Origin of the sequence: Brevibacillus borstelensis (assembly GCF_037834415.1) — a bacterium.
GTDB classification, from domain to species: Bacteria; Bacillota; Bacilli; order Brevibacillales; family Brevibacillaceae; genus Brevibacillus; species Brevibacillus borstelensis_A.
Window position 1 is genome coordinate 44,220 of sequence record NZ_JAUMSJ010000034.1, and the last position, 12,951, is coordinate 57,170.

Annotated in this window: 9 protein-coding genes; 4 read left to right on the top strand and 5 right to left on the bottom strand. The window is 55.4% G+C overall.

Translation table 11 applies throughout. From position 1 onward, the window contains the following. Window positions 1-157: 157 nt before the first annotated feature. Window positions 158-1,297 (bottom strand): glycosyltransferase, encoded by a 1,140-nt coding sequence (locus Q3F21_RS21225; protein ID WP_340257525.1) that lies wholly within the window; start codon window positions 1,295-1,297, stop codon window positions 158-160. 196 nt (window positions 1,298-1,493) lie between these two features. On the opposite strand from Q3F21_RS21225, the gene Q3F21_RS21230 reads away from it, so the two are divergent. Together Q3F21_RS21230 and Q3F21_RS21235 are read left to right on the top strand one after the other, a co-directional pair. Further along, the gene (locus Q3F21_RS21230; protein WP_340257527.1) at window positions 1,494-2,867 is read left to right on the top strand and encodes a glycosyltransferase family 4 protein; all 1,374 of its coding nucleotides are present in this window, start codon (window positions 1,494-1,496) and stop codon (window positions 2,865-2,867) included. Window positions 2,868-3,071: 204 nt separating this feature from the next. Beyond that, window positions 3,072-4,220 (top strand): MFS transporter, encoded by a 1,149-nt coding sequence (locus tag Q3F21_RS21235; RefSeq protein ID WP_340257529.1) that lies wholly within the window; start codon window positions 3,072-3,074, stop codon window positions 4,218-4,220. A gap of 148 nt (window positions 4,221-4,368) precedes the next feature. On the opposite strand, the gene Q3F21_RS21240 is transcribed toward Q3F21_RS21235, so the two are convergent. Genes Q3F21_RS21240 through Q3F21_RS21250 form a run of 3 tightly spaced genes read right to left on the bottom strand, consistent with a single transcriptional unit; the run spans window position 4,369 to window position 8,078 of the window. Continuing rightward, window positions 4,369-5,178: a hypothetical protein gene (locus Q3F21_RS21240; RefSeq protein ID WP_340257531.1), complete on the bottom strand. Its 810-nt coding sequence runs from the start codon at window positions 5,176-5,178 to the stop codon at window positions 4,369-4,371. Continuing rightward, window positions 5,171-6,802 (bottom strand): hypothetical protein, encoded by a 1,632-nt coding sequence (locus Q3F21_RS21245; protein WP_340257533.1) that lies wholly within the window; start codon window positions 6,800-6,802, stop codon window positions 5,171-5,173. Before Q3F21_RS21245 ends, Q3F21_RS21240 begins: the two co-directional genes overlap by 8 nt. Before the next feature lie 10 nt (window positions 6,803-6,812). Beyond that, entirely contained in the window at window positions 6,813-8,078 is a 1,266-nt protein-coding gene (locus Q3F21_RS21250; protein ID WP_340257535.1) for an O-antigen ligase family protein, read from the bottom strand. A 173-nt stretch (window positions 8,079-8,251) separates the two neighbouring features. Here Q3F21_RS21250 and murJ point away from each other — a divergent pair, with 173 nt between their 5' ends. Then, window positions 8,252-9,781 carry a murein biosynthesis integral membrane protein MurJ gene (murJ, locus tag Q3F21_RS21255; RefSeq protein WP_340257537.1) on the top strand — a complete coding sequence of 510 codons (1,530 nt, stop codon included), beginning with the start codon at window positions 8,252-8,254 and terminating at the stop codon, window positions 9,779-9,781. On the opposite strand, the gene Q3F21_RS21260 is transcribed toward murJ, so the two are convergent. Next, window positions 9,765-11,138 (bottom strand): phenylacetate--CoA ligase family protein, encoded by a 1,374-nt coding sequence (locus Q3F21_RS21260; protein WP_340257539.1) that lies wholly within the window; start codon window positions 11,136-11,138, stop codon window positions 9,765-9,767. The two genes, murJ and Q3F21_RS21260, sit on opposite strands and share 17 nt — an antisense overlap. Window positions 11,139-11,310: 172 nt before the next feature. Between Q3F21_RS21260 and Q3F21_RS21265 the strand changes: the two genes are divergently transcribed. After that, window positions 11,311-12,942 (top strand): putative polysaccharide biosynthesis protein, encoded by a 1,632-nt coding sequence (locus Q3F21_RS21265; RefSeq protein WP_425341291.1) that lies wholly within the window; start codon window positions 11,311-11,313, stop codon window positions 12,940-12,942. Window positions 12,943-12,951 lie beyond the last annotated feature (9 nt).

Below are 12,951 nucleotides of genomic sequence, written 5' to 3' on the forward strand. Positions count from 1 at the left end.
ACAGATTGTTTCGACGCAGGCAACAGAAAAATGGAAAAAACCTAGCAAATACAAACGCAAAAGCACGGGGCCAGCAGAAGCCGACGCCGTGCTTTTTTGATCCTCGTTTAGGCAGGTGCATGGCTCAGACATGATGCCGCTGTTTCAAAGCCAAAGCCTATAAAAGCAGGCGGCGGTACAGTGCCAGTGTTTGCTCAGCCATAATCTGAATGGTAAAGGTCTGCTCCACCAAAGCCAGGGAGTTGCGGACGAGGCGCTCGCGCAGATCCGGCGATTCCAGAATGGCTTTCATCGCCTCGGCTAATCCCGCAACATCCCCGGGCGATACGGCAAGACCGGTTTGATTATGTGTCACGAATTCTTTGACTCCGCCGACATGGCTGGCCACGACGGGAATCTCGGAAGCCATCGCTTCGATAATTGTGTACCCCAATCCTTCGTACAGGGAAGAATGGACAAAGACGTCGCATGCATGCAGACACGCCGGAATATCCTGGCGGAACCCGGCGAAGCGGACCCGATCTTCCAGACCATGCTCCCGCACTTTCGCCTCCAGAACGACGCGCTCCGGACCGTCTCCGACCAGGACCAGATAAGGCATCGGACCTTCCCTTACCTCTTTCGCCAGCTGGGCAAACGCATCGACCAGAAGCGGGAGACCTTTGACCGGCACAAATCTCGCTACCGTTCCAAACAAAAAGGCATCGGGCGGAATCTTCCACTCTGCTCGACGGGAAGTCCGGTCTGACTCGCGAAGCTGCGTCTGCCTGTATGGAGAAAGGTCCGTTCCGTTGTAGATGACGCTGATTTGCTCCCGCGGAACGCCGCCCTTGCGCAAAATCTCCGCGATCGCCTCGCTGATGGCTATGTAGTGCCGGTTCCATCGGCGGGTCCCGCGTTCCATCAAGGATACGAGAGCATAGGCCAGAGGATGGGCGTAGTCGTAGCGAAGCGAGCTGTGTACAGTTGTCAGCAGCGTCGCCCCGCTTCCCCAGGAGGCCAATCTGGAAAAGAAGTTGGCTTTTACGCCATGTGTGTGTATGAGATGTGGCTGAAAAGAGCGAAATACTTCTCGGAGCGCCTGCAGAAGCCGCACGTCAAAACGCCCGAAACGATCCAGGGCGATCACAGGGACACCGGCTTTTCGCAACTTGCTGGCAAACAGGGAATCGTAAAAACAGACGACTGTCGTCTCCACCTCGTCAGCCGGAAGAGAAGACAATAGATTGAGGATATGCTGTTCCGCTCCGCCAAACTCTCCTCCGCCGATAACATGGAGGACTCGCAGTTTATTCATGACAACTCCACCCGAACCTTCGTAAAAAAAAGCTTCCCAATCGAAGCTCTCTCGAATCAACAACAGGAAATTTCTCGATCGTTCAATAAAAACAAAACCATTCTCACTATAGCAGATGACTGGTTTATTCGCAATAACACAGGACTTGTGGTATCTTGATGAAGGGAAAAAAAGACGATACAAGGAAGGTTAGCTGATGAAAACTCACAGCGTGCTGCTCATATGCTACTATTTTCCGCCGATTGGCGGCGGAGGGGTGCCGCGACCTTTAAAGATGGCAAAATACCTCGGGGAATTTGGCTGGAATGTTCATGTACTGACAGTCGATCCCGTCTATCATGCGACATTGGACCCGTCCCTGCTGAGCCAGCTCCCGGATGATGTAAAGGTACATCGAGCCAAGGAATGGCAGATCTTTTCGCGAAGAGGCGGAGCATCTGCGAACCAGCAGGCAAACGCGTCAAAAACGGCTGGGACAAGCTCGGAGCCGGCAGCGATTCGAAGCAGCCTGAAGAGCCGAATCAAGCAGCGGGTTGTCCAAACATTGAAGCATGTAAAACCGTACCTCTTGATACCCGACGACCAGATATTGTGGCTTCCGCAAGCAGTCAAGCTGGGGCGAGAGATTATGCGCCGGGAAAAAATCGATGTGATCTTCTCGACGTCCGGTCCGGTGACCAATCATCTGATCGCGGCGAAGCTGACACAGGAGTTCGGATGCAAGTGGATTGCCGATTTCCGCGACCCGTGGACACAAAATATGCACACGTCGGGAATCGCCTGGAGAGAGCGCCTGGAAGAGCGGATGGAAGAAGAGGTCATGGGCAAGGCAGATGCCGTTACTACGGTGACAGCTACGTTTGCCAAAAACTTCCGCGCGAAGCATGGCGATCGTATACGGCGGATGGAGCTGATCTATAACGGCTTTGACCAGGCCGATTTCGAGGGACTGGTCCCCCGGCATGCCGTACCGGGTAAATTTCACGCCGTTTACGCAGGGATTCTGTACCAAAAGCGAAACCCCCGTCTTTTGCTGAAAGCGATCCATGAGCTGATTGAAGAAGGGCTGGTTGACCGAAAAGACCTATTGCTCAGTTTTGCCGGTGTATTTGATTATCCGGGCTATTCGGAAAACAGCGCTTGCGTGGAAGCCCTGGGTCTCGGCGATATTGTCCGGGTGCTCGGAAATCTGCCGCATAAAGAGGCGCTGGGACTCATGAAAGGCGCGGATGCGCTGTTGCTGATCGGTGACGTCTCGCCTGATGCCGGTGCGTACATCCCGGGCAAGCTGTATGAATACATGGGGATCGGCAAGCCCATCCTGGCTTTGAACAAAGCCGGTGAAGCTACGGGGATCATCGAGTCTTTCCGCTTGGGCCAGGTGGCCGACCCGGAGGACAAGGATGCGATGAAGCAGGCCTACCTCAAGCTGTATCAGGAATGGAAAGAGCAGGGAGAGGCAGATGCGGATGACCGGGGAGAGAAGTTCGCCGAACGGGTCAAGCCGTACGAGAGGCGCGAGCAGGCGCGCCAGCTTGCGCAGCTTATGAGCGAAGTGCTTGCCAAGTGACAGGAAAGGAAACGATCAACAGCCCCGCCTCGACTGAAACGAGGACGGGGCTGTTGTGTCTTCAGTTGCAACGGTTGCAAACACAATGGGCGGCAGTTCCTACCCGGTTTGAGAATTGACCGATCCAGGAAAATCGTGGTATGTATGGTGTGCATCCCTGTCCCTGGCGGGGAGCTTTTACCGGAGAGTGAGTGAAACAAGCATATGATCGCGATTCAAGCTTTGCGGGCCTATAATTTTTTCTACTTTTCGCTGTTGTCCGTATTTATATCGTTTCTGCCGGTATATCTCGCATTCCGCGGGGTAATTCCCTCGCAAATCGGCACGTTGATCGGCATGGGCTCATTTATCGGAATTTTGTCCCAACCATTCTGGGGCATGGTCAGCGACAGGCGCAAGACGATAAAAAAGGTAATTCTCGCAACGCTGGGATTGTCTCTCGTCGTTGGAATCATCTTGCTCCAATCTTCACAGCTGTGGCTGCTGTTTCTATTGGTGGGAGCGATGTATTTCTTCATGCTGCCGACCGACCCGCTGACGGAGAGCTTGAATTACCGCGTAGCAGAACAGCACGGCATCCACTTTGGATCAGTAAGAACCTTCGGTGCGATCGGGTATGCGTCTGCCTCGCTGATCATTGGCTTTACCGTGGACAGGATCGGTATGGAGAACCTTTTTTGGGTATATGCCGCGTATGGAGGGCTTGCCTACCTTTTGTGTCTCGCCGTTCCAGATGCGCCTGTCAGCGGCAAGCGCCTTTCTGTGGGGGATCTGCGCCGGTTTCTCACCTATCCGGCGACACTGCGTTTCTTTCTCCTGGTCCTCTTGGCAGCGATTCCTCACCGTACGAATGACAGCTTTCTCGGCGTGTACGTACAGAGCCTTGGCGGAAATACAGGCATGGTGGGCCTGGCCTGGTTTGTGGCGGCGATCAGCGAGGTCGCTTTCTTTGCGCTGAGTCCGCGCCTGCTGCGAAACGGCAATGAAATCAAGATGATCACTCTGGCGTCGGCCATCTACGCCATCCGGTACTTCCTCTGCGCGGCCGTCTCAGACCCTCTGCTAGTCGTTTATCTCCAGCTTATGCAGGGGGTCACATTTGTGATCTTTTACACCGCTAGCATTCAATACTTGTACCGGATTATTCCGGAGGAGTGGAAGGCGACAGGCCAGACGGTGCTTGCCGTTATTTTCTTCGGCATTTCCGGCATCGTCGGATCGTTTGGCGGCGGCTGGGTCTTTCAGCAATGGGGCGGAGCGGCGCTTTATCAGGTGATGGCGGTTTTTTCGGTGTTGGCGTGCTTGTACAGCGTGATGCTTTGGAAGAAACAACCAAGCGAGGGGAAGCAATAGCCTGGCTGCGGGCAAAAATGATCGACCAAAAGAGCGAGAATAGTCTTTCTCTTTGGGCAGAAGAAAAAACAGAGAGGCCGTGGCCAAGCAAAATATCTGCCTGGCCGCGGCCTCCCCTTTTAGACGAAACGCTGATTTCCTTCTCTCGTTAATAGAGCAAATACTTTTCGACTTCTTCCGGGTCCTTGATCTCGATGCCCGAGTCATTGTACTTGAACATCTGAAAGAAGACTTGCTGGTCCATCGTGCCGCCTTCCGGCATCGGCAGGATGATCCAGGTTTCGTACTGATGGAGCAAGCGGTCCTGCTTCCCGATCCAGAACGTCGTTTTAATGGTCGATTCTTTTAGGATATAGTCCAGATCGGGACGGTCTCCCAGCTGCTTTTTCAACGATTCAAAAAGCGGATTTCTGCTCTTTTCCAGCCACTCGGCTCCGGTTATTTTCAGCTGGAAGGGAACGCATACGGTTCCGTATACCTTCTCGTCATTGAGCTGAACGGCTTGATCCAGGAACGGGAGCCAGTCGTCAAAGCCTTTGAGTACATCAAATTCCAGAGGCGTCTCCCGCGCCGTCATCCAGGCGTCCTTGACGCGGACATAGTGCTTGTCTCCGATGCGGTAGTACTGGTAGTCCTGACGGGCGATCCGGGCGTCGACGTTGTAGCCGTCCGGGTTTCGGACCGCCCCGTTAAACATGCTGGTGGTCGTACGGGCCATGATGTAGTTGATCACGTGTCCCTTGTACCAATATTTCTGTGCTTCCGGATCGGTTTTTCCTTTTTCCAGCGCTGTCTGAAGCCATTCAGCAGCCGATTCCGTCTGTGCGGGAGTGCTGTCCGTAGCGCCGTAATTGGTCAGCGCGAACGACTTTGGACCCGACTCATAGGTGCAGCCTGTCAACAGCGAAGCGGAAACGAGAGCAGACAGAGCAAGCAGCGCGGTGGTCCGTTTACGCATGGCGAACCCTCCTTACGATCCCGTATCCAATCAATCCGATGAACAAGAGACTGACGAGCGGAACGACTGGTACATTGTGGCGTTTGAACACGAGAATGCGGTGCTGGTCATAAACGGAAGCGATGATCTCATTCGATTGGTCACCGTCGATGTCGCCGATCTGAATGTTGAGCAGAGGCATGTAGATGCGCCAGTTTTGTTTCAATCCTTCCGGTGTATAGGTATAACCGGACAGATAGCGCGTTTTGTTCATGCTGACCCAGCTTTTCGCTTGAGCGACCAACTCCGGCTGGGAGTCGCTGCCCACTTGGGCGTAGTTCGTAAAGCTGAAGCTTTCGTCGCCTTCCTGACTGGACCAGAGAACGTCCCATTTCCCGTCCGGCATTGCTTTCAGGATGTAGGACGGCTTGTTGCCGATCAGCAATTCATCGGTACCGTCATTGTCCACATCGGCCGGAATGAATCGGGCAGTCGCCAGAGCAGTCTCCTTGCGCGTCAATGTGTACGCTTCGACAGTCGTGCCGTCCGGCTCTACAGCGAGGACACTCATGTGCTCACCCATGATCATGAGACCCTCGCGCCCGTCCGGCAGCTTCATTGTGTCGAGAATTCTCGTTGCTTTCGTCGTAGCGGCAAAAGGCTTGCCTTCGTACGTGCCGCTCAGAAGACCTTCGCGGATGCTGAGATCCTTGAACTTCGTTCCCAAAGAAAGTCTGCCGTCCATGTTGCCGTTATTTTCGGCCAGCTTGTCTCCGATGTTCTGCAAGTCCAGCAAAAGGGCCCGGTACGGGGCGGTTCCGATCTGCAGAATGCCTTCCGCAAAGGATTGACGCTGAACGTTTGGCACCAGCTGGTCATCCTTCATCGTATAGTACGGGAATCCGGGAAAATCTGACGGCAGTTTTTCTTTTACGGCTGTCAGCGTTTCGGCAGGAATCTGGTCGTTTGGCATGCGGACCAGCTTGCCGTCCTTCCACTTCATCACGTACAGAGAGAGCGGCTCGGCCTGCAGGTGAAGCAGCTTGTCGGCCAGCGCTTTTTTCTCTTCTTCTGTTTCCGGCTTCGTCGCTTCTTCATCCGGGAGAGGAAGCTCCTCGGCATTGCCGTAGGTGATGATTTCCTGCTGACCGTCTCCGTCCACATCGTAAAGCGCGATCGGGAAGTAATCGACCCAGCTGCCGTTGTACAGGCGGTCAGACTCGTACTTCACCGTAAAGTGGCTGAGGGCGTAAAGGTTGTCCCGATAAAACGTCGTGTTTGCAATGACGGCAATCAGCACGAGCGCCCCGACGGCTTTCCAGCTCAGGCGTCCGTACCACTTCGCCAAAGCGGCGACGACGATGATGGCGACAGCGCCGCCGACGATGACAGCGACCATCGATTTGACGTCGAGCTGGGTCAATGCCCGATCCAGGAGCAGAAAGGCCAGCGAAAAGACGACAATTTGCCTGCGCTCGTCCGGATGCGGCAAATAGTAGCAGAGCGCGAGCAGCGGCAACAGGATAACCAGGGCGATCCAGGACAAATCGAGGAACGCCGGCTTGACCAGAATATGGTAGATCAGGAACAGGGCGATGGCGTACAAGGCCCAGTTCACCGTAGACAAAACTCCATTTCGTTTCATGGGCGTAAGCTCACCACCTTTTCTCTTTCGTTTGATCGGCGTACAGCGCTACCAGGAAGCCGCCAAACAGCCAGAAGTAGAGAGACATGAACGGCACTTCGAAAATATTTTCCACGGTATTGTGCAGAACGACAGCGACAAGGCCGCCGAACAGTCCAAGCGCCATGAAAAATTCAGGAGTATTGATCAGGGAGCGGACCACGCGGGCCGCGTAACGGAAGATCATGACGATCAGGCCGATCAGCAGGCCAACCCCGATCAGGCCCAGCTCCGCAATGCTCTTGAACAAATAGCTGTCCGTGTAAATGGTTCCAAAGTGACGCGAGCCGACAGCGCCGCCGTGGTGGCCGAGACCGACGCCAAACAATGGCTCAAGCCTCATCCGGTCATAGGCGGTCACCCAACGTTGCAGGCGTCCTGCCTGCGCGCTTGCATTCAGGTACTCCGGAGTAAACAGGGTGAAAATCCGGTTTTTGATCGTTCCGACGAGAGGAACGGACTCAGGCACGAAAAAATACAGAGCGAGAACTCCGACGATTCCGGCAAGGACCATATAGCCCGCCCAACGCTTTTTCCAAATGTAAAAGCAGGCAAACAGGGCAGCCGCCAGTGCGATCCACGCCCCGCGCGATCCCGTCAGAACCAGCGCCAAAAGCGAGGTCAGGGCGACGGCGATCCAGACCAGTCTTTCCTTTCCATTTTTTACATACAGGGCAAGTCCGACAGAAATCGGCGCGATCAAGGCCATGTAGCTGCCGAGAACGTTCGGGCTGGTGACGAACGAAAAGGCCCGCGTCGTGGTCGACTCGCCCTCCTGCACCCAGCCCATCGGCGTTTCCACGCCCAATATCACTTGGGCGATGCCGTACAAACCGGTGATAAAACCGATCAGTGACAAAACCTTCAGCATATTGGCCATCTGCTCTTTGTCCGCCAGCAGATAAAAGCCGATGAAAAAGGCGGTCATGTACTGATAGACGGCGCGAAAGCCTTCGACACTCGCGTCCCAGTTGGTCATATCGGTCACCATCAGGGCGATGCCAAAGACAATGAACGCGATAAACGGATGCTTGATGGACGGCAGCTTGCGTACGCCTCTGAAATAGGCGACAAACGCAAACAGCAGGAGGACGATCAAAAGCCCTTCATCCCAAAGCGAAGTTACGACAGGAATCGGCAAGTACTTGCGCAAGACGTAATCGATAAGGGGATAGCCCATAAGCAAGGACAACCACGTGATAGGGCGGCTCCCCCACTTCAACACAGTCTCTCTCATTTGTTTTTAAATCCTCCTACATTGGATTAACTCATCTATTATAATGAATTGACGTCCGTTGTCGCAAGGCGGCGGGGAAAGAGATTGGTAGGATTGGGAGAAATACGATATGATAGCAGGTGTATTTGCGTGTTGGAGATGTACTTGGTCGCAGAGATGGGAGAATCGATTTTATGAATTTGCTAAAAACAGCCTCGATGATCATCGTGCTGACGCTGGTCGGCAGGCTTCTGGGCTTCTTTCGCAGCATTTACGTGGGCAACTTGTACGGAACAGATAAAATTACCGACGCCTTCAACACGGCGGCAACGATTCCGCTGACCTTGTTTCTGGTCATACCTGGCGCGATTAACGCCGTACTGATTCCCACCATGCGGGGGATGCTGGAAAAAGACGAGCGGACCGGTGAGCTTTACCATAAAATGCTGACGATTGTGCTCGTGGTGTTTACGCTGATCGCGGCGCTCGGGATTTTGTTTGCAGAGCCGATTGCGATGCTCTTGGGAACAAAAGGCGAAGCCATGGAGCTCACGGCGGAAATGCTCCGCTGGATGTGGCCGTCGGCGATCTTTATCGGGCTGACGGGATTATGGTCCAGCGTAAGCAACGCGCATCAGCATTTTTTTACGCCGACGGTCTCCGCTGTAGCGAACGGAGCCGTGGTGATCGTGGGCATGTATCTGCTGGTGCCGCACTATGGCTCGGTAGGTCTTGCAATCGCGACGACACTCGGTTATTTGGCCGCCATGCTGCCGATGCTCGCCACGCTGAAGCAATTTGACTACAGTCATCGTCTCGTCTTTCACTGGAGGGAAGACCGCGCTTTGCGGGAAATGGGCGAACGCGTTATTCCGATCCTGATCGGGGCTGTCGTCGCGCAGGCGACCACGTTTTTGGAAAGAGGCTTTGCCAACGGTCTGGAAGGGGGCAAGCTGAGCGCGCTGGCCAATGCCAATCAGCTCGTTCAAATGCCGATGGCGATTTTCGTCGGGGCCTTTACGCTGCCGCTGTTTCCGCTGCTTGCAAGCTTTGTGAAGCGGGGAGAGATGGACCAGATGAAAGGCACGCTGCAGAAAGGGCTGGCTTACCTGCTCATCCTGCTTCTGCCCGTCAGCGTCGGCTTTATTGTCTACGCCGAGCCGATTGTCAGGCTGGCCTTCGAGCGAGGCGCATTTGACGAGCGTTCCGTCATGCTGACGGCCTGGGCGCTTCCTTTCTACGGACTGGCTCTGTACGGACTGGCTGCCCGCGACCTGATCACGAGGGCGTTCTATGCGCTGGAAAATACGCGGACACCGGTGATCATCGGTGTGGTCGGGATCGGCGTGTACACGATCGCCAATTACTTGCTGATTCCTGTGCTGGACCACGGAGGAATCGCGCTTGGAACGGCCATCTCCGCATTCAGCCAAGCGCTTTTGCTGTTCGTGCTGCTGTGGAGGAAAATCGGCGTTCTTGTGCAAAAAAGCTTCCTGATAACCGTCTTGAAAACAGTGGCAGGCTGCGCAGTCATGGCGGCAGCCCTGATTGGCGTGGACCCGTGGCTGACGGCCTTGCCGCTCTGGCTCTACATGCTGACAGGCATTGGCGCGGCTGTAGTCGTCTACTTTGCCGTATTGACCATCCTGAGGGAGCCGCTCGTTTCGGAATTGCTGCAGAAGGTGTTGAAAAGGCGGTCTGCTCCGGTCAGGGGGACACAGTAAGCGGACATTCCCGTATGGCGTATCTGGTTTTGCCTGACGCCGTCGGGGAAATGTGTTCCACGTATTCTACCTGTACACGGACATCACCCAGGGCGGAACGAATGCCCTGGAGCACTTTTTCCTCATCATCCGCCCGAAAATGCTCAGGGTCCTTGACAAGGCGGAGAGTCAGTCGCCAAGGCTCGTGCTGGACGAGCTGAAACGTCCGGAAGCTCTCCATATTGCGGATGATGTGATTGATAAAATGGCCGTGGACAAAGGAACCGTTTAGGGAAACGAACATGTCGTCCACCCGGCCGTCGATTTCCTGAAGCACAGGATAGCCCATGCCGCATGTGCAAGTCTTTGGCGAGAGTGCCAGCATATCGCCGAGCTGATAGCGAAGGCGAGGCATGACGCGATTGTACAGGTCGGTGACCAGCAGCACGCCGGTTTTCCCGTCGGGCAGCTGCACTCCGGTAACGGGGTCGACAACTTCCAGATAGCAGTTCTCGCTAAATGCGTGCATGCCGCTAGCCGGGCACTGGTAGGCGATGATGCCGCCGTCTCTGGCGCCGTATTCATTGACGACGGGCGCTTTGAATGCTTCTGCGATTAGTTTGCGCTGGTGATCGTGCAAGGTTTCCGCGGTAGAGACGACCGCCTTGAGCGGTACTCCCAGCTTGCGGCCGGTTTGCAGCATGATTTCGGCAAGCAGCGCGAGCGCGGAAGCGTAGCCGTAAAGGTAGACGGGACGGAAGCGGCGGATCGTCCGCACGTGGTCGTCGATGCGGGACTGGTCCAGATCGTAGGCGGGGATCATCAGCCGGTTTTTCAGCCAGCGTTCCTTTAGCTGGTACCGGCGGGCGTCCTGCCGGTTCAGCTCGATCGGCGAACCCCAGATCATCACGGAAGGGTCGCCGATCCGGATGCCGTACCACGACAGTCCGAGCCAACGGGCTGCCTCGTAGCGTTCCACCGTAGGCCGGTCGAGATAAAAACGCGTCGGCTCTCCGGTCGAGCCTCCGGTCCGGTTGGCGATCAGCTCGGCTGGGTTGGCCCCGATCGTCACATAACGGTCGGCCTCCTGGCGAAAACGGCTTTTCTCGAGCTGGGGAAGTCGCTGAAGAAAGCGGGACGGTTCCTCGCTTCCGCCGGAGGCATGCCATTCCTCGGCAAACTCCGTATAGGCCGGGACGTGATGAACAGCGTGCTCCAAAAGCTGCCCCAGTTTGGCTGATTGGCGAGCCCTCAGTTTTTCGATCGAGAGGTTTTGCGCCTCGCGCAGATCATTTATGTAGACACGTGTGCGATTTTGCTTGAAACGCTCCATTAACGGCCAGTGTACCCTGCGAATCAAGGGACCGGTCAGGGGCATGGGGACTCCTCCTTTTTCGGCAGACAATTCAAAGTTGTGCTTTGGTTTCTTTTCCCTCAGTATTCCTGCCGAATTGGGACACTATACCTGTTTGCCACCAGAGCCGATTGATAGTACGATAGAGAGTGGATTTCAACAACCTTTACCACGTTTGTACAAGGAGCTTCCCATGGTGAAAAATAGCTTTCTCGCCGGCGCTTTTATCCTGGCGCTGGCGGGGATTTTGTCAAAAGTAATCGGCATGTTTTACCGCATCCCCTTGCAGGAGATCGTGGGAGACAACGGCCTCGGACTTTATCAGGAGGTGTATCCGCTCTATCTGACCTTTCTGATTCTGGCGACCGCGGGTGTCCCTGTCGCCCTGTCGCGCGTGATCGCCGAAGCGTTGGCTGAGGGAAAGCAGGGGATGGTCAGCCAGATTCTCGCCCGCAGCATGGTGCTGATGGGAGGAATCGGTCTCGTCCTGTTCGCCATTTTGTACGCGAGCTCTCCGTTGATCGCCAGGATGATGGGAAATCCGCATCTGATCGAACCGATCCGGGCCATTTCCCTCTCCCTTTTGTTCGTACCGTTGATCGCCGTTCTTCGCGGGTTCTTTTACGGGCATCAAAAGATGCTGTATGTGGGCCTGTCGCAGATCGTGGAGCAGTCCTTGCGGGTGGCGTTCATTCTGATCGCGTCCTTGTATCTGGTTTCCCTGGGGGAAGACACGGATACGGTGATTACCGGAGTCAATTTCGGAACGATGCTCAGCACGATGCTCAGCCTTGTTTTCCTCGCATTGCTTTTGTGGATGCACAAGCGCAAGCAGCCGGCTACTGTCGGCAGCGACTGGAAGCGTCTGGACTGGTGGTATGACCGGAAGTTTTTCCTGTCCATGTGGCGGATCGCCTGGCCGATCTGCATCAGCGCCCTGGTGATCCCGATCTTCAGCCTGGTCGACTCTTTTTTGGCGATCAATATTTTCCGCTACGTCTGGCAGGTAGACGGAATGACCGCCGACACCTGGTTCGGCATTTACAGCCGGGGCGGCCCGCTTCTGCAGCTCGCCAGCCTGTTTGGCTCGTCGATCGCGCTCTCGATTGTCCCAGCCATTGCCGAAGCAAAGCGGCAGGGAGACGAGGAGCGCGTGCAGACGTTGACCAAGCTGTCGATGCGGTTTGCCTGGCTAATCGGATTGCCTGCCGGACTCGGGCTGACAGCCGTAGCCGAAGGAGCCAATCTCGCCCTGTACGGCGACGTGGAGGGCACGAAGGCGATGGCGATTCTCGGAGTCAGTGCGATCCCGCTCTCGCTCCTGCTCGCGACCAATGGCATCCTGCAAGGCTTGGGCAAAGAAAAGCTGCCGGCGATGAATCTTGTTTGGGGTGTGTTGATCAAAATCGCGGCGACGCTGTTGTTTACATCGATCATGGGGATAGAAGGCTTGTCCGTCTCCTGGCTGGTGGCGACGGCGATCGTATGCCTGCTGAATATGCGCATCATCGGACGCTACGTTCGGGTGGAGATCAATTGGAAGGTCGATACGTTGTATCCGCTGTTTGTGGCCAACCTGATGCTGCTGCTCGCATGGGGAGCGACAGAGGCTGTCGGGTATGTGCTCCACTGGAAAGCGCGCCTGCTGGGCGCAGCGGAGACGGTGGCGGGTGTAGGCGTAGGACTGATCGTCTACCTGGGGCTTCTCTTGATCATTCCGCTCATTCACGAGAAGGAGCTGGAATGGCTGCCGGGCGGCAATCGGCTACGTACACTGATGAACGCCCTGCGAAAGAAACAGTCCTCTTCTTCTTCAGATGTCCGGTAGTCAAACAAA